Source organism: Pseudomonas sp. AP42, from assembly GCF_001728935.1.
Taxonomy (GTDB): domain Bacteria; phylum Pseudomonadota; class Gammaproteobacteria; order Pseudomonadales; family Pseudomonadaceae; genus Aquipseudomonas; species Aquipseudomonas lactis.
In genome coordinates this window covers 1-21,692 of sequence record NZ_LYSO01000001.1, presented here as the reverse complement: position 1 = coordinate 21,692, position 21,692 = coordinate 1, and the positions used below count along the sequence as shown (strand labels likewise).

Sequence of the window (21,692 nt, the reverse complement as noted above, 5' to 3'; positions counted from 1 at the left end):
CATTCGCGAGCAAGCCCGCTCCCACAGTTTTAATCCGCAGTGGCCTTAAGATCTGGCCAGGGTCAACAGCCGCTCACGCCACGCGGCCTTGGCTGGCAACGCCAGAAAGAACGGATTTAACAGCGATTCCCGCGCCGGGTAGCTGAACGGCTTGCCATTCAACTCCAGCACTTCACCCCCCGCCCCTTCCAATACACCCTGGGCCGCTGCGGTATCCCACTGCGAGGTCGGTGCCAGGCGCGGATAACAATCGGCACTGCCCTCGGCCAACAAACAAAACTTCAACGAACTGCCGATATTGGCCAGTTTCAACTCGCCCAAGCCCTCGCTCAAACCATCTAACAGACGCTCCTGCTCAGGGCTGGTATGACGGCGGCTGGCCACCACGGTAAAGGCCTCGCCCGCCGCCCTGGTCTGGCGTACCTGAATCTGCTTGGGCGCCGCATTGACGTCCGACCGCCAAGCCCCCAGGCCCGCGCCGCCGAAGTAGCAACGGCCAGTGGTCGGTATCGACACCACGCCGAACACCACGCGGCCCTGTTCGATCAAGGCAATATTGACTGTGAATTCTTCACTGCCGGAAATGAATTCCTTGGTGCCATCCAAAGGGTCCACCAACCACCAGCGCTGCCAGCCGGCACGCACACTCTGATCGATATCGGCGTCCTCTTCAGACAGCACTGGAATGCTTGGGTCCAGCGCGGTGAGGCCTGCGAGAATCAGATGGTGGGCAGCCAAGTCGGCAGCCGTCACAGGGGAATCGTCCGCTTTGGAGGTCACGGCTACATCGGCACGCCAGTACGGCAGGATGGCTTCACCGGCCTGGCGCGCCAGCTCAATGACCGGGGCGATAAACGGGTGGCCTAAAAACAGTTCGCTCATGCGTTGAACGCTCCACGCTGGGTCAACAGGTCTCTGACCAGATACAGCGCCGCCAGGGCGCGACCTTCGCTGAATTGCTCGTTTTGCGCCAACGCCGATAGCTCACGCAGGTTGACTCGGTCTACCCGCATCGGCTCGGGCTCATCACCTTCAAGGCGCTCTTCATAAAGATCGGTAGCCAGCACCACCTGGATTTTCTGGCTCATATAACCAGGCGACAATGACAGCTCGGTGATGTGCTCCAACTGCCGTGCGCCATAGCCGGCCTCTTCCTTGAGTTCGCGGTCTGCCGCCGCCAGCACGTCTTCGCCGGGCTCGATCAAGCCTTTGGGTAATGACAATTCATATTCGTCAGTGCCGCCGCAGTATTCTTCCACCAGCAATGCATGATCTTCATCGATCATCGCTACAATCATCACGGCGCCGTAGCCCGTGCCACGCCCGACAAGACGCTCGTAGGTGCGCTCAACGCCATTGGAAAAGCGCAATTGCACTTCCTCCACGCGGAACAAACGGCTACTGGCGACTATTTCGCGGGCGAGGACAGTGGGTTTCTGGCGCATAAACGGCTCCTTGGCGTGATCGGGTTACTATACCGTGGCTTTTCCGATTGTCTGTGTCGGATATCTTTACTTACATGAGACCCCACCATGCCCTCTCTGCCCTGGCACGCCATCGACACCGTCCTGCTGGACATGGACGGCACCCTGCTCGACCTGCATTACGACAACCACTTCTGGATGGAGCACCTGCCCCAGCGCTACGCCGAACTGCACGGTGTGAGCCAGGCCATGGCCGAAATGGAGCTGCAACCGCTGTTTGAGCGTAACGCGGGACAGTTGCAATGGTATTGCCTGGATTTCTGGAGCACTGAACTCAAGATCCCGGTGCGCGAACTCAAGCTGGAAACCGCCCACCTGATTGCCCTGCGCCCGGATGCCGATACGTTCCTGGCGGCGATCAAACAGGCCTGCAAGCGCGTGATCATGATCACCAACGCTCATCGTGATTCGCTGTCATTGAAGTTGGAACGCATTGAACTGGCGCCGTATTTCGAGCGATTGATCAGCTCTCACGACTACGGTTTTCCCAAGGAAAACCCGCAATTCTGGCAAGCCCTGCAAGCGGATATCCACTTTGACCCGGCCCGTAGCCTGTTTATAGACGACACCTTGCCGATCCTGCGCAGCGCCCGGGATTTCGGAGTAGGGCATTTACTGGCCGTGAAAGAGCCTGATAGCAAGAAAGGACCCAAGGACACTGCAGAATTTTTAGCGGTCGGGGACTATCGAGAACTCATTGCCGGACTTATGTAGGAGCGAGCTTGCTCGCGAAAAACGTCAACGATAACGCGTGCTTCCTGGATAAACGCGGTGCCTGTGAGTTTTTCGCGAGCAAGCTCGCTCCTACAAAAGGGCGAGCTTGCTCATTTTATCCTGCGTATTACTCAGGGATACGCAGTGTCTGGCCTGGGTAGATCTTGTCCGGGTGCGACAACAGTGGCTTGTTAGCCTCGAAAATCTTGTTGTACTTATTCGCGTCGCCATAAACCGTTTTAGAGATTGCGCTCAGGGTGTCGCCGCTTTTCACTACAACAAAGCGCGAAGCCACAACCACTGGACCGGATACTGTGATCTGGTCATCCACACTTGCCACGCCAGCAATGTTGCCCAGCGCCAAAAGGATCTTTTCTTTCTCTTCCTGCGTGGCCACTTCACCGGTCACTGTGACCTTGTCGCCATCCACCGTGGTCTGCACGTTTGGATTACCCAGGCCCACCTTGCTCACATGCTCCTTCAACTGCTCACTGGCGTTCGCATTACCCGGCGTCAACAGGTCGACAATCTTTTCGCCGGCTTCTTTGATAAAGCTAAAAATACTCATGGTGCGCTCTCCTTGGGATTTAATTTCCAGATGCCCAAGACTAGACCAGTCCTGCCGACTTGGGTTCCAGACTGGCTAAAGACTCAAAAGTATCCCAATCACCCCTGCCTGGAATAAGCCCGACGAAAACGCCGGTGAACCTTGATCGACGCCCTCTATCAATAGATCAATACTGGCGATTAGACGTGACCCTTTGTCGCGCCTAGTCTAAACACTGATCAATCCGCCGGTGGTACTGCCCCATGAACGCCAAGCGCCCTCACTGCGCGGCGCCCGCTCTTGAATCGACCGCGCCCGTCGCCAGCCAGAGCTATCACTATTGCAATCTTGAACACACAGAAGTCGCCAGCACTGCGCTGGCCGAAGAAGTGGCGTTGGCGATTGCCTATAACGATATCAGCCAGGCGGTGATGCTGGTGACGCCTACGGACCTGGAAGACTTCATTGTAGGTTTCAGCCTCGGCAGCGGCATTATCACCGACGTTAACGACATTTATGATCTGAAAATCAGCGGTTCAGGGGCTGCCCAGTATGCTCAGGTACAGGTGTCCAGCCGCGCGTTCTGGAACCTCAAGCAGCAACGCCGCCAATTGGCGGGCACCAGCGGCTGCGGCCTCTGTGGCGTGGAAGCGGTGGAGCAAGCATTGCCCGACCTCCAGATACTGCCCGGCGCGCCCTTGCCGCCGGCGCAGTGGCTCGATGGCCTGCGCCAACGTATCAGCGCATTCCAACCCCTGGGCCAACACAGCGGTGCCGTGCATGCGGCAGTGTTTATGAATAGCCAGGGCGAATTGCTGATGGGTCGCGAAGACATCGGTCGGCATAACGCTCTGGATAAATTGATTGGCGCGTTGATCCGCCAAAAGATTCCGACCGACGGCGGCCTGGCGATTGTTACCAGCCGCTGCAGCCTGGAATTGATTCAGAAAGTTTTGCGCGCGGGCATCCAGACCCTGGTCAGCCTGTCGTCGCCCACCGGCCTGGCCCTGCAATGGGCGCGCCGGCACAACCTCAACCTCATCCACCTGCCGCAAAAAAGCGCGCCACGGGTCTATAGCCCTGCGATGGAGCACCAGCCATGAGCCTTCACCACCAAGCCGACCAGACCCCAACCCCACGCTACAAGCCCTACAAGGGCCCAGCCGGTGGCTGGGGCGCCCTGATCAGCGTGGCGCAAGCCTGGCTGACCAGCGACAACGCCCTGAAAAACCTGCGCATGATGCTCAAGACCAACCAGAACGGCGGCTTCGACTGCCCGGGCTGCGCCTGGGGCGACTCGCCGGAAAGCGGCATGGTCAAGTTCTGCGAAAACGGCGCCAAGGCAGTCAACTGGGAAGCCACCAAGCGCCGCGTCGATGCGGCCTTCTTCGCCAAGCACAGCGTCACAGCGTTGCTGGAGCAAAGCGACTATTGGCTGGAATACCAGGGCCGCCTGACCGAGCCGATGCGCTATGACGCCCAGACCGATCGCTACGCGCCCATCAGTTGGGAAGCCGCCTTCGACCTGGTCGGCAAGCATCTCAACGCATTGCCAAGCCCGAACATGGCCGAGTTCTACACCTCGGGCCGCGCCAGCAACGAAGCCGCCTACCTGTACCAGCTGTTTGTACGCGCCTATGGCACCAACAACTTCCCGGACTGCTCGAACATGTGCCACGAAGCCAGCGGCGTAGCCCTGGCGCAGAGCGTGGGCGTGGGCAAAGGCACCGTGACCTTCGATGACTTCGAACATGCCGATGCCATTTTCGTCTGGGGCCAGAACCCCGGCACCAACCACCCACGCATGCTTGAACCGCTGCGCGAAGCAGTGAAGCGCGGCGCGCAGGTGGTGTGTATCAACCCACTCAAAGAGCGTGGCCTGGAGCGCTTCCAGCACCCGCAACATCCGCTGGAAATGCTCACCAACGGTGACAAGCCTACCAACACCGCCTACTTCCGCCCGGCGCTGGGTGGCGACATGGCTATCTTGCGCGGCATGGCCAAATTCCTGTTGCTGTGGGAACGCCAAGCCCTGGCCGAAGGCAAGGACGCGGTGTTCGACCACGACTTCCTCAATGAACACACCACCAACGTCCTGGAATACCTGGGTCAGATCGACGACACCTCGTGGGAGGAGATCGTCGAGCAGTCCGGCCTGACCCTGGTGGAGATCGAACAAGCGGCACGCATGTACGCCAAAGGCAAGAATGTGATCATGTGCTGGGCGATGGGGATTACCCAGCACCGCCATTCGGTGCCGACCATCCAGGAAATCGCCAACCTGATGCTGCTGCGCGGCAATATCGGCCGCCCAGGCGCCGGGCTGTGCCCGGTGCGCGGCCACAGTAACGTGCAGGGCGACCGCACCATGGGCATCAACGAACGCCCACCGGTGGCGTTTCTGGACGCACTGGAGCGTCGTTTCCAGTTCCAGGTGCCGCGAGACAATGGCCATAACGTGGTGGAAGCGATTCACGCCATGCTTGAAGGCCGCTCCAAAGTCTTTATCGGCCTGGGCGGCAACTTTGCCCAAGCCACGCCAGACAGCACGCGCACCTTTGAAGCACTGCGCAATTGCGACCTGACCGTGCAGATCAGCACCAAGCTCAACCGCAGCCACCTGATGCACGGTAAAGATGCGTTGATCCTGCCGTGCCTGGGCCGCACCGACATCGACATCCAGGCCGACGGCCCGCAAGCGGTGACGGTGGAAGACTCGTTCAGCATGGTCCACGGCTCCAACGGCCAACTGCAACCGCTGTCGAAACTGATGAAGTCCGAGCCGGCGATTCTGGCAGGCATTGCTGCCGCCACCCTGGGCAGCACGCCCGTGGATTGGAACTGGCTGGTGGCCGACTACGGACGCATCCGCGACCTGATCGCCGACACCATCCCAGGCTTCAAGGACTTCAACGAGAAGATCAAACACCCAGGTGGCTTCTACCTGGGCAACTCCGCCGGCGCACGCCGCTGGAACACACCGTCGGGCCGCGCCAACTTCCGCCCGAACATCTTGCCCAAAGACCTGATCCACGAACGCACCCACGCCACGGGCCGGGTGCCGGACCTGATCATGCAGTCGATGCGCTCCCATGATCAGTACAACACCACCATCTATGGCCTGGACGACCGTTATCGCGGGGTCAAAGGCCAGCGGGATGTGCTGTTCGTCAACGAAGCCGACATCATCCGCCTGGGCTTCAAGCCGGGGCAGAAGGCAGACATCGTGTCGCTGTGGGAAGACGGTCGTGAGCGCCGCGTGAAGGGCTTTACGCTGCTGGCATTTGATATTCCGGCGGGGCAGGCGGCGGCTTACTATCCGGAGGTGAACCCGTTGGTGCCATTGGAAAGCACTGGCGACGGTAGCCACACGCCAACATCGAAGTTCGTTGCGATTCGTCTGGAGGCGGCGAGTGATACTGGGTTAATCATGGCGCGCTCGGCCTGACCCGGGATCTTGTTGTTTGAACTACCCCTTTCGCGAGCAAGCCCGCTCCCACATTTGAAATGCATTCCAAGTGTGGGAGCGGGCTTGCCCGCGAAGAGGCCAGCACAAGCACCGCACATTCTGCAGGCACAAAAAAAGGCCGCTTTTGCATAAAAGCGGCCCTCCCGAAGTAACTAAAGACCTGCAAAAACGACTTAAGTTCCCTATACAAAACAGCAACTTAGCAAATTGTATACAACCTCTGCCGCCGGTCGGATTTCGATTGTCAGCGGCTCGATACAACCTCAGGATCGCGCCGTCATCCCTTGAGGTTTCCCTGAATGAAGTTCTCCTCGATTCTCTTGTTGTCCCTTGGCCTGGTCAGTGGCGCAGCCATGGCAGGCGGCACCACCGAAGCCGGTGTCGGCGGCGCATTGGGTGGGGTTCTAGGTTCCGTTGTCGGCCAGCAGCTGGGCGGCAACACCGGTTCGACCATCGGCGCGGCCCTGGGCGGCGCTGGCGGTAGCGCGGTCGGCGCAGACAAGCGTAGCCGTGGCGAAGCAGCCATTGGTGGCGCACTCGGCGCAGCCGGCGGCAACGTCTTGGGGCGCAGCGTCGGCGGTAGTAGCGGTGCATTGGTCGGCTCAGCAGCCGGCGGTGGCGCGGGCGGTGCGCTGGGCAACTACATGGGTAACGAAAGTGATCGCGACAGCCGCCATTACCGCGATCGTGACCGTGACGATCGTCGCTACTACCGCGATGGCCACCCAGGCCGCGGCCATGCCTATGGGCATCGCAAGAACAAGCATCGTTATCGCGACTGATAAATACGTGCTCTGACGAGCACATCCAGTGTGGGAGCCGGGCTTGCCCGCGATCGCAGTGAATCAGGTTTAGACGTATTGCCTGATACTGCGCCATCGCGGGCAAGCCCGGCTCCCACATTTGGTATGGGTCGCTTGCAGGTGCCCTCAAACCACCAAGCGCTGCATCGCCTCGCGCAACATCCCCGGAATCGGCACTGGCTGGTTCGACGTTCGGTCCACAAACACATGGACAAAGCGCCCCGCCGCACACGCCTCCTGCTCACCCACCTTGAAAACCGCCAGCTCATACTGCACCGAGCTATTGCCCAGCTTGCCCACCCGCAGGCCGATTTCAATGCGCTCGGGAAACGCAATCGACGCAAAGTAATCGCAGGCAGAACTCACCACAAACCCCACCACCTCACCGTCATGAATATCCAACCCGCCCTGTTCGATCAGGTAGGTATTAACGGCGGTGTCGAAGAAGCTGTAGTAAGTGACGTTATTCACATGGCCGTAGGCATCGTTGTCATGCCAACGCGTGGTGATCGGCTGGAAGTGGCGGTAATCGTCGCGCACAGGCGTTGAGTCAGGCATCGGCAAGTCTCGTCAAAGTTGATCCAATTGAGCATGGGCCCAGTCGCGCACCTCAGCGTAGGGGTAGTCTTCCAGCGCAGCAAAACCGGGAATGCCCCGCGCCTTCAACTTGGTAAACAACGGTACGCTGATACCGCCAAGAAAACGCGTCAAACGCTCCGCATTCGGCAAGTGCCCCGTGTACTCATGATGCCTGTGGATAAAATCACCGCACAGCCCCATGAAGTTTTTATCCACAAGCGGCGGCAGGCTCGGCGGTGCCGGCAGATGGGCAACCTGGCCGTGGCACACCGAACAATGCCCGCAACGCTGGGGCGCATTTTCATCACCAAAGTAGCGCGCCAGGCGTTGCCCCAGGCAGTGCTCAGTGGCGAACAGGTCGAGCATAGTGTGGATCCGCGCGACCTCCGTCACCTCATGCTGCTTGAAGCCTGTGTATAACTCGGCGCTTAGCGCCTGCGGGTCAAAATCGGTGTCGAGCAAACTGTAGACCTCAGTCATCTGCTTGCTTTCGAGTTCGATCAGGCCCTGCTCCTGAAAATAATCCAGCGCCTTCACCACCCGGCTACGTTCGGCATTGTGCTGTTGATAAAGCGCGTCGAAATCCACCGTCGCCCAGGTTTTAGCGCGCTTGCATACCTGGATGATCGCCGCGACAAACTGCTGCCGCTCGCCGGAAAAACGCGCCAACAAGGCCTCGGGTTCGATCACGTATTTGAAACGGTATTCCGCATAAAACGCATAGCGCGGTGCAATCACGCCCTTGAGCTCCAACTGCACCAAGAGCGTCTTGAGCGGCAGCTCGCGAATATTGCTGTGGTCCGACAGCGACCTGAGCAAGAACTCCCACTGCCCTTCGCTGCGCGCCGCCTGCAACTCCTCCAGCACACGACGAATGCCTTCCTGCTCCGGCGTGTCACCGTACACGAAGTTTTCCAGCACATTGAGACTGTCGCGGTTGGCCAACACCAGGCAATCCGATGGCTGCCCGTCACGCCCGGCGCGGCCGATCTCCTGGCTGTAGTTCTCGATGGACTTGGGCAAGTCGAAGTGCACGACATTGCGGATATCACTCTTGTCGATGCCCATGCCAAACGCGATGGTTGCGACAATACAATTGGAGCGCCCGCCCATGAAACGCTGCTGGATACCCTCGCGCTTTTCATGGGGCAGCCCCGCGTGATAAGCCTCGGCCTGAATGCCTTGGCGGTTCAGATGCTCCGCAATCTGTTCGGCGGTTTTCTGCAAGGTGACGTAGACGATACTCGGCTGGTTGGCCCGCGCTTTCATCCACTCCACCAGCCTGCGGCGTTTGTCGTGGCCGCTGACCGGTTCCACCAGCAGGTTGAGGTTGGGCCGATAGAAGCCCGTGGTCACTACATCCCCGGCAGCAATGGCGAACTTGGCCTGCATGTCGGCGATCACCTTGGGTGTGGCCGTGGCCGTCAGCAACAGCGCCTGCGGGATGTTGAACTGGCGCTGGTAGTCCGGCAGCTTCAAATAATCCGGACGGAAGTTGTGGCCCCACTCGGAAATACAGTGCGCCTCGTCCACCACCAGCAACGAGATCTGCACGCTGTTCAGGAAATTACGGAAACGCTCGTTCTTCAAACGCTCCACGGAAATCATCAGGATCTTGAGTTCGCCCGATCGCGCACGGGCCATGACATCATTGGCCTCATCACGGCTCTGGGCCGAATCGATACTGCCCGCCGAAATGCCATGGCGCTGCAGAAAACCCAACTGGTCCTGCATCAACGCCAGCAAAGGCGATACCACCAGCGTGAGGTGCGGCAGCAACACGGCCGACAGCTGATAGCACAAGGATTTGCCCGAGCCCGTAGGGAAAATGGCGGCGGCAGATCGCCCGGCCAGAACGGCGCTGACCGTCTCTTCCTGGCCCAAGCGAAAGTGAGGGTAACCAAAGACCTGCTGGAGGGTGTCGTGCATAAGGCTGTCACTCCATTGACCGCTGAACGTGGCTTAAAAACGTAGCCCAGTAAGTTCGGCGAATCGAGAAAGGTCGCAAAGAAAAAAGAGACAGGATGATACACAGGGGGAGGGATGGCCCAGGGCCGAAGTGGGAGTTTTCTGAGAACGTAACAGGAAGCAGCAGATTAAAAATGTGGGGGGCTGGCGAGCCCTCCCCCACATTTCACAACCGAGCTACAGCTGAATCAGCGGTTCTGCACCCGCTCAATCGCCGTGTCGTACACCGGGTTGGCCTTTTGCTCTTTGGCCAACTGGTAATGACGCAACGCATCCGGGAACTGGCCGGCGGCTTCATAGATGCGTGCAATGTTGTAGTAAGCACCGGCACGCACGGTCGCGGCATTGGTACCGGTCGCCAGGGCGATAGCCTTGCGGTTGGCCCAGATCGACTCCGCGGTATTACCGGCTTTCTGATACGCCAGGCCCAGGTTGCCGTAAGCCTTGCCGAACCCGTTATCCAGCTCGATGGCTTGGCGGAAAAAGTCGATGGCCTGGTCCAGGTTACCGGCCTGGTAGGCCGCTTCGCCCTTGAGGTTCAGCTTTTTCGCATCGGCCTGTACCGACGAGCTCACCGTCACGGCGGTGACGGCCACGCTGTCATCCAGCAACGGCTTGACCTCGTTGAGCACATCTTCGGCGCCGACTCTCACGCCGGTGAAGGTGTTGATGTCCTGGAAGTCGCCACTGCCGGTCATGCGGAACACGGTCCACAGGTTGCCGGTGCGGTTCTGCGGCACATAGTAGGTGCGTACCAGGGATTGCCCCATGTACACGAACACCTTGGCCTCACTGTTGGACAACTCGCTGGAGGTGGGAGAGCCGCTGTTGGAATAGTCGTGCACGGCATAGACGTAGCTTTCGCCGTAGTGCTTTTTCTGCAGGGTGATGGTCTCCGGGCCATAGCTATCGGTGTCATCCACGTCCAGTTCGGCGTCGGTGCCCTTTTTATTGTTGAAGAAGATGTTATTGCCGGGGAAGATCATATGGGAATCGAGGTCACGCGGAGCCTTGCCCCAGGTCAACACCACACGCAGGCCGTCGAGGTTTTCCATCACCGGGCTGATGGCATAGGTCATGCCTTTGCACGGGCACTTCACCACCAGGTTGGAATAGCCAGGCTTCTTGATGATCAGCAGGTTGCTGGCATCGTCAGCCGCCTCACTGGTCAGCGTGACCTGGCCTTGCGCGTTGGTACGGCCCACCACGTTCTGCGCGCCATTACGTTGCAGCAGCACTTCGGCATCGGCGATTTTCTGGTCCTTGACCACCGCACTCAGCACCTCAATCGGCAACTGCTCGGCCTGGACAGAAAACGCCACCGCACACAAAGACATCGCCGAGGCGACACGAAGCAAACCCATGCTTAACTCCCTTTAAGTAGTGGGCGGAATCGCCCTACAAGATTTTGCGGTGAAACATACGCTGAAATGAGCTCGCTGGCAGATTTTTTATACAGATTGTGACGGGGTTTTTATCCCGCCTACCTAGCTACGCATTGCGCTACAATCAAGCCTTGCTTTCCAAGAGGACGCAGCGATGAGCGAACTGACGTTTGAGCAAAAACAGGATCACTATCACAAGATCCGCCGTTCCAATTACCTGGCCAGCCTGCGCCTGGAAGGGTTCGATACCCAACCGACCGACGTCGACAAACCCCTGCCGACACGCGAAGCCGTCCTTGCCAAGTACCGCAACACCTCACGCTGATGCTCGACAAATACGGGGTGGGCCAGGACCCGTACTGCTATCCCGGTAGCAGCATCCTGCGCAACCGCCTCGATTTGCTCGATGAAGCACGCCTGCACCAGGCCGAGCGGGAATTATCCGAAATCGCCGTAGGCAACCTTCCACTCTTTCCGCCGCCCTACGACCTTGATCGTCTGCAACACATTCACCGCATCCTGTTCGGTGACATTTATGACTGGGCCGGCGAACTGCGCAGCGTCAACATCCAGAAAGGCGACACGCTGTTTTGCACCCCGGAGCGAATTCCACCAGAAGCGGCGAAAATCGTCCGGCATATGCAAGACGCCAATTGGTATGTTGGCGCGACTCAGGCTGACCTTGTGCGTCAAATCGCTGAAGCTTATGGCGACCTGAATGTCATTCATCCCTTCCGCGAGGGAAATGGCCGGGCGCAGCGGATCCTGTTTGAACAGATCATCGTGAATGCGGGGTTTTCGGTGAATTGGTGGCTGGTAAAACATGCGGCCTGGATACCCGCGAATATTGATGCGGTGGCGTGTGACTATCGGGGATTGGAAGCGATTTTTGAGCGGTGTATCGGCAGGCCTCTCAGTGTCTGATCGAACTTCGAACGCCTAAACCATCTGTTTATTGCTCGAGAACAAACTCACTTTTAAGGTTGGGCTCGTCGCTACCAATTCAGCGACCGGGCTTGGTCACCCGAAAAACAGCAGAGACAACGTGCCAGCTCTTCTGGCGTATTTCTTTGAATCTGTATTGGAACACTGTGATGACAAAGCCGAACCTTCCCACCAATCGCTATCGTCAGCTACGCACCAACTTCACCGACACTCACCCGCTTCTCATCGACACTCAAGCATCAGCCGAAGACATCCAATCTGCCGCCCACCAGCGCATCCGCGCCGCCAGCGACTTACTGGAAACCTTCTCCTGCCTGACCTTCGAACACGCCGACCTCAAAGACATATCCCACATCATCAATGCGCTGTACCTGCTCGTTCAGGACGGCTGTGATTTGCTGGAAGCTACTCAACACGTACAACTGCCACCAGCGACCGATCAGCCACCACACAGCAATCCGCTACACAGCTAAACCTGTGGGAGCTGGCTTGCCTGCGATGGCGGCGTATCGGACTACGTTTCCAAACCTGACACACCGCCATCGCGGGCAAGCCCTAATACCCGTAGGAGCGAGCTTGCTCGCGAAAAACTCACAGGCACCGCGTTTATCCAGGAAGCACGCGTTACCGTTGACGTTTTTCGCGAGCAAGCTCGCTCCTACAAAAAGCCTTAGGGCTTGCCCGGCTCCCACATTTGCTCGGTTCAGCCTGCAAAATCGGCATCCAGTCAAAAATGCAGGAAGGCAGTGTAAGAAACCAAAAAACGGCGCGTCGTCCGTTTCCCAAACTGCTTTAAATACCCGTTCAACCCTCTATACCAGTTACGCGTAGCCGACTGAAAATAACCTCCTATCAACTGTCTCGGAAAAAACCGTGAACATCGAAAGGACTCAATATATCGGCCACTATGGCATCACTTTCACGGTAATTCGACTCACCGTGATGCCAAACAATCGAAAAGAGCTAGCCACACTTTGCTTGCTGGAAGCAAAAGCTTCAGCGATAGAGGTCCGCTTGCGGCTTTAGAAGTTGTACGAAAAGATGCTCGCCCTAGATCTACCCTGCGTCATGACAGTGGTCGTCTCAAAGCCACTGACCAGGAAGCAGGCAAATAGCTTGAACAATCGGAACAACCTCATAAAAGAAATCATTTCTGGCGCAGTTGCAGCCCCTGTCGGGATCATATCCAGCAAAGCAGAGTCGATAGTCGAGAACGCTATCAGCGATTTGATTTCTCGCAGGATCTGCAACTTTCACAGCGCAGACATCGTCATTGGCCTGGATGCTCAGGTCAGCGGTGGCATAGGCCCGCAGCGCTCAAGCGTCTCAATGCATGTGTACTCCAGATGAATTTTAGTCAATGGCTTTACCTACAAACAGCGCTATTATTCGCTCTCCATCTGCTGCTGTATTACAAAATCACTGACTGCACGTTAAGAGCGCGTTTCGCCGTTACCTTCATCGTAACGGGGCTGCTTCTTTTGTTCTGGCTACCCTACATCGCCATTGTCCTGAATATTCAACTTCTTCCCCTGGCCTTGTTTTTGATAGGCTTGGCTCTCTTCATCACGCGAAACAAATACCGCCAGCAACGTAAAAGGCCCCCTCACCCACTCCTACGCACCCCCACCATGAACCTGGCCCCCAACCTCCCCGAAGACCCTGTCATGCAGCAACTCCTGCAATTGCTGCATGAAGAAATCGGTCTGCCGAAACACAAGACCATTAGCCTGCAAACCTCGCTCAACTTCGACCTTGCTTGCGATGGCGTTGAGGCCAAGCAATTCATGGAGGCGCTGGAACAGGATTTTGGGGTCGACCTAAGCGACTACGACGCTTATCGTTACTTCCAACCGCCGGTGTTCGACGTGTTTCTGAAACGGCGCGCCAAGGGCCGTGGTGACAAAATACCGTTGACCATCGGCATGCTCTACCTGGCGATCAAGACCCACAGGTGGGACACGCAAACGCTGGAAAACCTGAGCTGACCTGAGCAACACTGAGCACACAATGTGGGAGCGGGCTTGCTCGCGAATGCGGCGTGTCAGCCAATATTTGCGTTACAGATACATTGCATTCGCGAGCAAGCCCGCTCCCACATTGAGACTGCGCCAAGCTGGCGATCGGTATACAAACAAGGACCTTACATGGACGTAACAATGGGCCTGCTGGCCGCCCTGCTCTGGGGTGGCACGGACTTTCTGGTGGGCCTCAACGCCCGCGCCGTTGGCGTTAAACGCGCGGTGTATTTCGGCCAAGCCCTCGGCTTTTTGATCATGACCCTCCTGCTGGTCATTTTCCCGGCCTTCCTTTTCAAATCCCTTGATACGCCATTCAGCGTCTGGCTTTTGGGTATCGCCGCCGCCCTGCTGACGGTGTCCGGCGCCCTTGCACTGTCCAAAGCCTTTGCCTTGGGCAAAGCGGCCATCGTCGCGCCGCTGGTGACGTCCTATGGAGTGGTGACCACCCTGCTGTCCTGGGCCAGCGGTGAGCACATCAGCCTGGTACAACTGGGCTGCATCGCTTTATGCGTGATCGGCGTTGTGCTGTCCAGCATTCACAAGGACAACGGTACGCCCCACAACAACCCGCGCCTGTCGATTACCTACGCCATGTTCGCCGCAACCTTGTACGGCACCAGTTTCTGGCTGCAAGGCCGCTACACACTGCCGGCGTTGGGGCCGATCAGCATGTTGTGGCTGGGTTACCTGGTGGGCCTGTGCGTGCTGGTGGTGATGGTGCTGAAGATCAAGGATGGCCTGAAGATCCCGCCGCTAAAAAACTGCGCGACGTTGACCGGGGCGAGCTTGATGAATCTCGGCGGGTTCTCGGCGTTTTCGTGGGGCGCGATGGCCGGCTCGGTGTCGGTGGTGACCGTGATCAGTACGCTGTCGGGAGGCATTGCGGCGATTCTGGGGTTCGTGTTTTTCAAGGAACGATTGTCAGCGGTGCAGGTGGCAGGCGTCGTGCTGGTGCTGGTCGGTGCAGTGGTACTGCACATCGCCGACTAATCGTTCGCGCATAAAAAAGCCGCCTACTTAAGAGGCGGCTTTTTTACAACCAGAGAATCTTACAACTTAGGACCCGCCGCCTTGATCGCATCACTCACTTCAAACTTCTTGAAGTTTTCGATGAACAGGCCAGCCAGCGCCTTCGCCGCTTCGTCGTAGGCAGCCTTGTCAGCCCAGGTGTTGCGTGGGTTCAACAGGCCGGTTTCAACGCCGGGTACGGCCAATGGCACGTCGAGGTTGATAGTATCCAGGTGTTCGGTTTGCGCACCGATCAACGCGCCGCTCTGGATGGCTGCAATCACGCCGCGAGTGGTCGGGATGTTGAAGCGTTTACCCACGCCGTAGCCGCCGCCGGTCCAGCCGGTGTTGACCAGGTAGACCTTGGAGCCGAAACCACGGATGCGCTTGATCAGAAGCTCTGCGTATTCGCCAGCCGGACGAGGGAAGAACGGCGCGCCGAAGCAGGTGGAGAACGTCGACTTGATGCCGCTGCCCGAACCCATTTCGGTGGAACCCACCAGAGCGGTGTAGCCGGACAGGAAGTGGTAGGCCGCTTGTTCTTCGCTGAGGATCGACACAGGCGGCAGTACGCCGGTCAGGTCGCAGGTCAGGAAGATCACCGCGTTTGGCTCGCCGCCCAGGTTCTTTTCGGAACGCTTGGCAACGTGCTCCAGCGGGTAGGCGGCACGGCTGTTCTGGGTCAGGCTGACGTCGGCGTAGTCGGCGTGCTTGGCCTCGTCGATCACGACGTTTTCCAGCACCGCGCCATGCTTGATGGCTTTCCAGATCACCGGCTCGTTCTTCTCGGACAGGTCGATGCACTTGGCATAGCAACCGCCTTCGATGTTGAACACCACGCCTTCGCCCCAGCCGTGCTCGTCGTCACCGATCAGGTAACGGCTTTCGTCGGCCGACAGGGTGGTCTTGCCAGTGCCGGACAGGCCGAAGAACAGGGTCACGTCGCCTGCTTCGCCGATGTTGGCGGCGCAGTGCATTGGCAGCACGTCGGCAGCCGGCAGCAGGAAGTTCTGCACCGAGAACATGGCTTTTTTCATTTCACCGGCGTAACGCATGCCGGCAATCAGTACTTTTTTCTGGGCGAAGTTGAGGATCACGCAACCGTCGGAGTTAGTGCCGTCACGCTCTGGCACGCACTCGAAGTTGGCCACGTTGAGCACTTGCCACTCTTCACGACCGGCCGGGTTGTACTGGGCCGGGTTGATGAACAGGCAACGACCGAACAGGTTCTGCCAGGCAGTCTGGGTGGTCATTTTCACGGCCAGGTAGTGGTCTTCTGCAGCCCCTACGTGAACATGGGAAACGAAATGCTCTTGCGCGTTGTTGAAGGCCTCGACGCGAGCCCACAGAGCATCGAACTTGTCGGCTGGGAACTTGCGGTTGATCGGGCCCCAGGCAATGGCGTCCTGGGTGGAAGGCTCTTCAACGATGAAACGGTCAACCGGCGAACGACCGGTGCGGTGACCGGTTTCTACGACCAGCGCGCCAGTATCGGCAAGCACGCCTTCACCGCGCTGCAGGGCTTCTTTGACCAGATCGTCAACACTCAGATCGGTGTATACGGCGTTATTGGCTTGCGTCATGAGGTTCCCCGTCGGCCTATGGCCGAGTGCTCCAAACGTTTTGTAGTAGAAAGTTGCGCACTACTACCGCGAAAAAAGTGGGCCGGATTATGCCAGAAAAGCCCAAAAAGAGTAGGGCCCTCCCGTCAGAACACCTCTAATCCGGCGTTTGTCAGGTGATTTACCTGTGCTTAAACGTTTTAGTGGCGGGTGTCGGAAGGGGTGTCGCTGCCTGCGCCAGCGAACAATTGCGCTACATCAGCCGCATCGAACAGGTAGCGCTGGTTGCAGAACTGGCAGTCGATCTCGATATGGCCGCCATGTTCCACCACCAGATTTTGCGCATCTTCCAGGCCCAGACTGACCAGCGCGTTGCCGGAACGCTCGCGCGAGCAGCTGCAATTGAAGCGCAGGCCTTGTGCGTCGAACAGGCGCACGGCTTCTTCGTGGTAGAGGCGGTGCAGGATGGTTTCGTTGTCCAGGCCCAGCAGTTCTTCGGCCTTCAAGGTGTCGGCCAGGGCGATGATATGCCGCCAGCTTTCGGCACGGTCATCCTCATCCTTGATGCGATCGGCCGGCAGTTGTTGCACCAGCAAACCGCGAGCGCGCTTGCCGTCGGCGTTAAGCCAGAACTTGGTGCCCACTTGCTGGGACATGACGAAGTAGTTGGTGAAGCATTCCGACAGGGTCTGGCCGTCGAGGTCGACAATACCCTGGTAGCGCTGGCCTTCGGTCGGGTCGACAGTCAGTGCCAGGACGCCGTTGGGCATCAGGTCGGCCAGGGTAGCGTCTGCAGCAATCTGCTCAGCGTCGTAACGGGCCAGGCCACGGATCTCGCGCTCGCTGGAGCACTCGATCATCAACATGGGCACCGGCCCTTCGGAGCGAGCCTGCAAGATCAGCAAACCGTCGAACTTCATGGTGCCCACCAACAGCGCCGCGGCGGCCATCAACTCGCCGAGCAATTGCGCGACCGGCTCCGGATAGGCGTGTTTGGCAAGGACTTCGGCATAGCTGAGCTCCAACGAAACCATCTCGCCGCGGGCATCGCTCTCATCGAAGATGAAGCGTTGGGTGAAGTCGGTATCCGGTAGATCAGTCATAGGTCTGGGTATCTGAAGTGATGACAAAATGATTACAAGGTTTATAAAATTAAACGCTTTAGCACCATCTTGGTGCGACTTCTCCTGAATTCAAGGAGCACAATAGAGCGATGAGGGACAGTTTATGAACAATCCGGGTTTGTTCCAAGCCAACTGGAACCTCCGGCGATGGGCTCTTTGCAATCTACTCGCTATCGGGCTGCTGTGTTTTTGGCTGTGGCCCACGGGCCAGATGCTCTGTGTAATTTTCGACGAATGGCTGTTTCATCTGCTCAATGGCCCACTGGCCACGAACTCGACCTGGTTGCATGTATGGGCCGTGGCGAGCCTGCGGCCGTTTGATGCAGTGGTCGGCGTGATTTTGCTGGCGCTGCTGATTCGCGGCGACTGGGTGTTCAAGGCCGTGCAGGTGCGCCAGGCGTTTTTTGGCTTTCTCGGCATTCTGCTGTTGTTGCTATTTATCCGCATGCTGTTCTCCAAACTCGCGGCGCACATGGGCTGGCAGCACAGTAGCCCGTCGATGGTCATCAGCGGCGCGATTCAAATGAGCGACTTTTTCCCAGGGCTGGAGAAAACCTGGGAGCTGAAGGACCGCTCGAGCCAGAGCTTCCCCGGCGACCATGCTTCGGTGCTGTTGATCTGGGCGATGTTCATGAGCGTCTTCGCCCGGCGCATCGGCCAGGTGCTGGTGATCTGGGGCCTGGCGCTGCTGTTCATGATGCCGCGGCTGGTGGCCGGCGCGCACTGGGGCCAGGACGATTACATCGGTGGCGTACTGCTGGCGCTGTTGGCGTTGGGGTGGGGGTATTACACGCCGTTTGCGGCGAAGGTATCGGGCGCTTTGTTGCGCATGACGGCGCCGCTTTTCGGGCTACTGAGCAAGTTGCCCGTTCTTGGGCGGTTGAGTGTCATGCGCACAACTCTTTAACCCCCCAAGGCTAAAAGTGGGCTTGCCCTAATGCCAGTCAGTTAAGCGGTCATCGCCTTCTGTAGGAGCGAGCTTGCTCGCGAAAAACGTCAACGATAACGCGTGTTGCTGAATGAACGCGGCGCCTGTAAGTTTTTCGCGAGCAAGCTCGCTCCTACAAAAAAGCCTTAACTGGCTGGCATTAGGGCTTGCTTGCTCCCACATTTGGTCGAGTTTGCATGGGCGACTCGTGTAATCAATCGTCATTGCCGCTGCCGCGGAATTTGAACAGATCGCGGCGCTGCTTCTTGCTCGGCTTGCCATCGGTGGTCAAGCCTGAAGCGCCCGCCTTGCGCATGGCCGCAGCGTTTTCGCGCTTGGCGATGCTGGCTTCGGTCTCGACATACAGTGCCTGCGCTTCAGGCGCGCCGCGGCGCACAATGGAAAGCGCCTGCACCACAATGGTTTTTTCATCAAACCCTGTACGAATCTGAAACTCGTCGCCGACGCGCGGCTCCTTGCCCGGTTTGCAGCGCTCGCCGCGATGGTGCACCTTGCCGCTCTCTATAGCCGCCTTGGCCAGGGCGCGGGTCTTGTAGAACCGGGCTGCCCACAACCACTTGTCCAACCGGACCTTCTCTTGCTCTTCCTGCTTTTGAGCCACTTGAATTCCTCGCTCTGAAAAATGTCGCAACTTTACCGTTGAAACCCTTCGACGCATAAACCCCAAGGCTCACCTAAGATACGCCAGGTAGCACCCTGTTTTCGCGAGGATACGCCGTGACCGACTTTCCCGTTTCACTCACCTCGCCCAACCAGCGGTGCGTGGGTTGCCAGCAAAGCGAGCCGCTGGGGTTCGATTTTGCGTTTGCCTATCAGCCTATCGTAGACCTGCGTGACCATTCGATATTCGCCCACGAAGCCTTGGTGCGCGGTACCCAGGGAGAAGGCGCTCTGTCGGTGCTGGCTCAGGTCAACGAAACCAATCGCTACCGCTTCGACCAGCGCTGCCGGACCAAGGCCATCGCGGGTGCCGCCGCCCTGGGTATGCAGACTCATCTTTCCATCAACTTCATGCCCAATGCCGTATATCGCCCGGAGCTGTGTATCCGCAGCACGCTGGAGGCCGCCCGGGCGCACAATTTCCCACTGGACCGGCTGATTTTCGAGACCCTGGAAAGCGAACACGTAGATAACTATCGCCATTTGACGAATATTCTGCGTGAATACCGCGAATTCGGCTTCAAGACCGCCATCGACGACTTCGGTGCGGGCTATTCGGGGCTGAACCTGCTGGCCGATTTCCAACCTGACTTGATCAAGCTCGACATGGCGCTGATTCGCGATGTCGACCAGGATCGTGTCCGTCAAGTGATCGTCCGGGGGATTGTCACAATCTGTGAGCAGTTGGGGGTTACTGTCATCGCCGAAGGCATCGAAAGTGCCGGCGAGCGCGACTTCCTATCCGACTGCGGAATATTTCTGATGCAGGGTTTCTGGTTCGCCAAGCCTGCATTCAAAGCGTTGGCTGAGGTATCTCCTCAAGCCTGGGCAAATTGACCGGTTAACCCTATTGAAGACATTTGACCATTTGACCGTTGTAGGTCTGCGTGAGTGGGTGGCACTTCCCGACCTGGGAGTGGCGGGCCTGCGCGCGAAGATCGACACCGGCGCCAGCACCTCAAGCCTGCACGCCACCGATATCGAACCCTTTGAGCGCGACGGTGAAAAGTGGGTGCGATTTACCGCGCACCTGGGCAGCGTGGTGCAATTACGTCACCGGCGCTGTGAAGCGCCCCTGGTGACGATGAAAACCATCAAGAGCTCCAACGGCCATGCACAGGTGCGCTACGTGATCAGCACCACCCTGGCCCTGGGTGATCGGGTATGGCGGGTAGAGTTCACCCTCGCCTGTCGCAAAGCCATGCGTTACCGCCTGCTGCTGGGCTCCAAGGCGTTGATTGACGGCCAGTTGGTGGTCAATCCGGGCCTCAAGTACGTTCAAGACAAGCCGGTGTTCCCGGTCTCCACTATTTCTGCCCCAGGTGCTGCATGAAGATCGCTGTGCTGTCGCGAAACCCGCGTCTGTATTCCACCCGCCGCCTGGTCGAGGCCGGCACTGAACGTGGCCATGAAATGGTGGTGATCGACACGTTGCGTGCCTACATGAACATCGCCAGCCACAAGCCGCAGATCCACTACCGGGGCAAGCCCCTGGAAGGCTTTGATGCGGTGATCCCGCGTATCGGCGCTTCGGTGACGTTCTATGGCTGCGCGGTATTGCGCCAGTTTGAAATGATGGGCGTGTTTCCGCTGAATGAATCCGTGGCCATTGCGCGCTCGCGGGACAAGCTGCGCTCCCTGCAACTGCTGTCGCGTCGGGGCATCGGCCTCCCGGTCACCGGTTTTGCCCACTCCCCGGATGATATTCCCGACCTGATCGAGATGGTCAACGGCGCACCGTTGGTGATCAAGGTGCTGGAAGGCACCCAGGGCATCGGTGTGGTGCTGTGTGAAACAGCAACGGCAGCGGAGTCGGTGATTGAAGCGTTCATGGGCCTCAAGCAGAACATCATGGTGCAGGAATACATCAAGGAAGCTGGCGGCGCGGACATTCGCTGCTTCGTGGTGGGCGACAAGGTGATTGCGGCCATGAAGCGCCAGGCCAAGCCCGGTGAGTTCCGCTCCAACCTGCACCGTGGCGGCAGCGCCAGCCTGATCAAGATCACCCCTGAAGAACGCATGACCGCGCTACGGGCGGCCAAGGTGATGGGGCTGAGCGTGGCGGGTGTGGACATCCTGCGCTCCAACCATGGCCCGTTGGTGATGGAAGTAAACTCATCGCCAGGCCTGGAAGGGATCGAAACCACCACCGGTAAGGATGTGGCGGGGATCATCATTCAGCATCTGGAGAAGAATGGCGGACCGAATATGACTCGGACCAAGGGCAAGGGCTGAATACCCACACCTACCACCCATCACAAAACACTGTGGGAGCTGGCTTGCCTGCGATAGCGGCCTGCCAGCCGGCGGCTATCTACCTGGCGCCCCTCGGTCCCAATGTGGGAGCGGGCTTGCTCGCGAAGGCGGCCTGACAATCAACACAGTTATACCGAGTACATATCCATTCCTGCGGTAACGGCCACTTAGGGTTCCGCTCTGACAGCGACTCACTTTTGAAAAGCGCAAAAGTAAGC

Annotated in this window: 22 protein-coding genes; 13 read left to right on the top strand and 9 right to left on the bottom strand. The window is 58.3% G+C overall.

Features of this window, described 5'->3' with window-relative positions; genetic code table 11:
• Positions 1 to 45: 45 nt before the first annotated feature.
• Both cysQ and nudE read right to left on the bottom strand, forming a co-directional pair.
• The gene (cysQ, locus tag A7K61_RS00110; RefSeq protein ID WP_044270548.1) at positions 46 to 882 is read right to left on the bottom strand and encodes a 3'(2'),5'-bisphosphate nucleotidase CysQ; all 837 of its coding nucleotides are present in this window, start codon (positions 880 to 882) and stop codon (positions 46 to 48) included.
• Positions 879 to 1,445 carry an ADP compounds hydrolase NudE gene (gene nudE / locus A7K61_RS00105; RefSeq protein ID WP_032894100.1) on the bottom strand — a complete coding sequence of 189 codons (567 nt, stop codon included), beginning with the start codon at positions 1,443 to 1,445 and terminating at the stop codon, positions 879 to 881. The genes cysQ and nudE overlap by 4 nt, the downstream gene beginning before the upstream one ends.
• Positions 1,446 to 1,532: 87 nt before the next feature.
• Here nudE and yrfG point away from each other — a divergent pair, with 87 nt between their 5' ends.
• Positions 1,533 to 2,198, top strand: coding sequence for a GMP/IMP nucleotidase (yrfG, locus tag A7K61_RS00100; RefSeq protein WP_069556667.1), 666 nt, complete (start codon positions 1,533 to 1,535; stop codon positions 2,196 to 2,198).
• A gap of 127 nt (positions 2,199 to 2,325) precedes the next feature.
• On the opposite strand, the gene lysM is transcribed toward yrfG, so the two are convergent.
• Positions 2,326 to 2,766: a peptidoglycan-binding protein LysM gene (gene lysM / locus A7K61_RS00095; protein ID WP_032894105.1), complete on the bottom strand. Its 441-nt coding sequence runs from the start codon at positions 2,764 to 2,766 to the stop codon at positions 2,326 to 2,328.
• Between the two features lie 242 nt (positions 2,767 to 3,008).
• Here lysM and fdhD point away from each other — a divergent pair, with 242 nt between their 5' ends.
• The 3 genes from fdhD (at position 3,009) to A7K61_RS00080 (ending at position 6,996) form a co-directional block, all read left to right on the top strand.
• Positions 3,009 to 3,848 (top strand): formate dehydrogenase accessory sulfurtransferase FdhD, encoded by an 840-nt coding sequence (fdhD, locus tag A7K61_RS00090; protein WP_047712348.1) that lies wholly within the window; start codon positions 3,009 to 3,011, stop codon positions 3,846 to 3,848.
• Positions 3,845 to 6,193 (top strand): FdhF/YdeP family oxidoreductase, encoded by a 2,349-nt coding sequence (locus tag A7K61_RS00085; RefSeq protein WP_044270544.1) that lies wholly within the window; start codon positions 3,845 to 3,847, stop codon positions 6,191 to 6,193. The genes fdhD and A7K61_RS00085 overlap by 4 nt, the downstream gene beginning before the upstream one ends.
• A gap of 320 nt (positions 6,194 to 6,513) precedes the next feature.
• The gene (locus tag A7K61_RS00080) at positions 6,514 to 6,996 is read left to right on the top strand and encodes a glycine zipper domain-containing protein (protein ID WP_069556666.1); all 483 of its coding nucleotides are present in this window, start codon (positions 6,514 to 6,516) and stop codon (positions 6,994 to 6,996) included.
• Between the two features lie 147 nt (positions 6,997 to 7,143).
• Here the strand turns inward: A7K61_RS00080 and A7K61_RS00075 are convergent, their stop codons facing one another.
• The 3 genes from A7K61_RS00075 to A7K61_RS00065 all read right to left on the bottom strand — a co-directional run bounded on the left by A7K61_RS00075 (position 7,144) and on the right by A7K61_RS00065 (position 10,928).
• Positions 7,144 to 7,575 (bottom strand): thioesterase family protein, encoded by a 432-nt coding sequence (locus A7K61_RS00075; RefSeq protein ID WP_047712346.1) that lies wholly within the window; start codon positions 7,573 to 7,575, stop codon positions 7,144 to 7,146.
• Positions 7,576 to 7,587: 12 nt separating this feature from the next.
• Positions 7,588 to 9,525, bottom strand: coding sequence for an ATP-dependent DNA helicase RecQ (locus tag A7K61_RS00070; protein ID WP_069556665.1), 1,938 nt, complete (start codon positions 9,523 to 9,525; stop codon positions 7,588 to 7,590).
• 227 nt (positions 9,526 to 9,752) lie between these two features.
• Complete coding sequence (locus A7K61_RS00065) at positions 9,753 to 10,928, bottom strand: tetratricopeptide repeat protein (protein WP_044270540.1); 1,176 nt, start codon at positions 10,926 to 10,928, stop codon at positions 9,753 to 9,755.
• A gap of 175 nt (positions 10,929 to 11,103) precedes the next feature.
• Between A7K61_RS00065 and A7K61_RS30640 the strand changes: the two genes are divergently transcribed.
• The 5 genes from A7K61_RS30640 (at position 11,104) to A7K61_RS00040 (ending at position 14,905) form a co-directional block, all read left to right on the top strand.
• On the top strand, positions 11,104 to 11,274 hold the full coding sequence (locus tag A7K61_RS30640; protein WP_003187692.1) for a YhfG family protein: 171 nt from the start codon (positions 11,104 to 11,106) through the stop codon (positions 11,272 to 11,274).
• A complete protein-coding gene (locus tag A7K61_RS00060) occupies positions 11,274 to 11,873 on the top strand; it encodes a putative adenosine monophosphate-protein transferase Fic (protein WP_069556664.1) in 600 nt (199 codons plus the stop codon). Before A7K61_RS30640 ends, A7K61_RS00060 begins: the two co-directional genes overlap by 1 nt.
• A gap of 170 nt (positions 11,874 to 12,043) precedes the next feature.
• Entirely contained in the window at positions 12,044 to 12,367 is a 324-nt protein-coding gene (locus tag A7K61_RS00055) for a hypothetical protein (RefSeq protein ID WP_044270537.1), read from the top strand.
• 1,158 nt (positions 12,368 to 13,525) lie between these two features.
• Entirely contained in the window at positions 13,526 to 13,882 is a 357-nt protein-coding gene (locus tag A7K61_RS34110; protein ID WP_069556663.1) for a DUF1493 family protein, read from the top strand.
• Between the two features lie 159 nt (positions 13,883 to 14,041).
• Positions 14,042 to 14,905 carry an EamA family transporter gene (locus A7K61_RS00040; protein ID WP_256557683.1) on the top strand — a complete coding sequence of 288 codons (864 nt, stop codon included), beginning with the start codon at positions 14,042 to 14,044 and terminating at the stop codon, positions 14,903 to 14,905.
• A gap of 59 nt (positions 14,906 to 14,964) precedes the next feature.
• On the opposite strand, the gene A7K61_RS00035 is transcribed toward A7K61_RS00040, so the two are convergent.
• Both A7K61_RS00035 and hslO read right to left on the bottom strand, forming a co-directional pair.
• On the bottom strand, positions 14,965 to 16,506 hold the full coding sequence (locus A7K61_RS00035) for a phosphoenolpyruvate carboxykinase (RefSeq protein WP_005783824.1): 1,542 nt from the start codon (positions 16,504 to 16,506) through the stop codon (positions 14,965 to 14,967).
• Positions 16,507 to 16,685: 179 nt separating this feature from the next.
• Positions 16,686 to 17,588, bottom strand: coding sequence for an Hsp33 family molecular chaperone HslO (hslO, locus tag A7K61_RS00030; protein WP_003187686.1), 903 nt, complete (start codon positions 17,586 to 17,588; stop codon positions 16,686 to 16,688).
• A 124-nt stretch (positions 17,589 to 17,712) separates the two neighbouring features.
• On the opposite strand from hslO, the gene A7K61_RS00025 reads away from it, so the two are divergent.
• Positions 17,713 to 18,516, top strand: a complete 804-nt coding sequence (locus tag A7K61_RS00025) for a phosphatase PAP2 family protein (protein ID WP_044270530.1) — start codon at positions 17,713 to 17,715, stop codon at positions 18,514 to 18,516.
• A 235-nt stretch (positions 18,517 to 18,751) separates the two neighbouring features.
• Here the strand turns inward: A7K61_RS00025 and A7K61_RS00020 are convergent, their stop codons facing one another.
• On the bottom strand, positions 18,752 to 19,159 hold the full coding sequence (locus tag A7K61_RS00020; protein WP_032894118.1) for an RNA-binding S4 domain-containing protein: 408 nt from the start codon (positions 19,157 to 19,159) through the stop codon (positions 18,752 to 18,754).
• 116 nt (positions 19,160 to 19,275) lie between these two features.
• Between A7K61_RS00020 and A7K61_RS00015 the strand changes: the two genes are divergently transcribed.
• From A7K61_RS00015 to rimK, 3 genes are read left to right on the top strand one after another with little or no spacing between them, the layout of a single operon-like run.
• The gene (locus tag A7K61_RS00015) at positions 19,276 to 20,055 is read left to right on the top strand and encodes an EAL domain-containing protein (protein WP_044270528.1); all 780 of its coding nucleotides are present in this window, start codon (positions 19,276 to 19,278) and stop codon (positions 20,053 to 20,055) included.
• Between the two features lie 46 nt (positions 20,056 to 20,101).
• Positions 20,102 to 20,551, top strand: a complete 450-nt coding sequence (locus A7K61_RS00010) for an ATP-dependent zinc protease (RefSeq protein WP_169856571.1) — start codon at positions 20,102 to 20,104, stop codon at positions 20,549 to 20,551.
• On the top strand, positions 20,548 to 21,453 hold the full coding sequence (rimK, locus tag A7K61_RS00005; RefSeq protein ID WP_003187674.1) for a 30S ribosomal protein S6--L-glutamate ligase: 906 nt from the start codon (positions 20,548 to 20,550) through the stop codon (positions 21,451 to 21,453). Before A7K61_RS00010 ends, rimK begins: the two co-directional genes overlap by 4 nt.
• The last annotated feature ends 239 nt before the right edge of the window (positions 21,454 to 21,692 follow it).

Coding starts and splice junctions, on each gene's coding strand:
- cysQ (WP_044270548.1), bottom strand. CDS start 882: ATGAGCGAACTGTTTTTAGGCCACCCGTTTATCGCCCCGGTCATTGAG.
- nudE (WP_032894100.1), bottom strand. CDS start 1,445: ATGCGCCAGAAACCCACTGTCCTCGCCCGCGAAATAGTCGCCAGTAGC.
- yrfG (WP_069556667.1), top strand. CDS start 1,533: ATGCCCTCTCTGCCCTGGCACGCCATCGACACCGTCCTGCTGGACATG.
- lysM (WP_032894105.1), bottom strand. CDS start 2,766: ATGAGTATTTTTAGCTTTATCAAAGAAGCCGGCGAAAAGATTGTCGAC.
- fdhD (WP_047712348.1), top strand. CDS start 3,009: ATGAACGCCAAGCGCCCTCACTGCGCGGCGCCCGCTCTTGAATCGACC.
- A7K61_RS00085 (WP_044270544.1), top strand. CDS start 3,845: ATGAGCCTTCACCACCAAGCCGACCAGACCCCAACCCCACGCTACAAG.
- A7K61_RS00080 (WP_069556666.1), top strand. CDS start 6,514: ATGAAGTTCTCCTCGATTCTCTTGTTGTCCCTTGGCCTGGTCAGTGGC.
- A7K61_RS00075 (WP_047712346.1), bottom strand. CDS start 7,575: ATGCCTGACTCAACGCCTGTGCGCGACGATTACCGCCACTTCCAGCCG.
- A7K61_RS00070 (WP_069556665.1), bottom strand. CDS start 9,525: ATGCACGACACCCTCCAGCAGGTCTTTGGTTACCCTCACTTTCGCTTG.
- A7K61_RS00065 (WP_044270540.1), bottom strand. CDS start 10,928: ATGGGTTTGCTTCGTGTCGCCTCGGCGATGTCTTTGTGTGCGGTGGCG.
- A7K61_RS30640 (WP_003187692.1), top strand. CDS start 11,104: ATGAGCGAACTGACGTTTGAGCAAAAACAGGATCACTATCACAAGATC.
- A7K61_RS00060 (WP_069556664.1), top strand. CDS start 11,274: ATGCTCGACAAATACGGGGTGGGCCAGGACCCGTACTGCTATCCCGGT.
- A7K61_RS00055 (WP_044270537.1), top strand. CDS start 12,044: ATGACAAAGCCGAACCTTCCCACCAATCGCTATCGTCAGCTACGCACC.
- A7K61_RS34110 (WP_069556663.1), top strand. CDS start 13,526: ATGAACCTGGCCCCCAACCTCCCCGAAGACCCTGTCATGCAGCAACTC.
- A7K61_RS00040 (WP_256557683.1), top strand. CDS start 14,042: ATGGACGTAACAATGGGCCTGCTGGCCGCCCTGCTCTGGGGTGGCACG.
- A7K61_RS00035 (WP_005783824.1), bottom strand. CDS start 16,506: ATGACGCAAGCCAATAACGCCGTATACACCGATCTGAGTGTTGACGAT.
- hslO (WP_003187686.1), bottom strand. CDS start 17,588: ATGACTGATCTACCGGATACCGACTTCACCCAACGCTTCATCTTCGAT.
- A7K61_RS00025 (WP_044270530.1), top strand. CDS start 17,713: ATGAACAATCCGGGTTTGTTCCAAGCCAACTGGAACCTCCGGCGATGG.
- rimK (WP_003187674.1), top strand. CDS start 20,548: ATGAAGATCGCTGTGCTGTCGCGAAACCCGCGTCTGTATTCCACCCGC.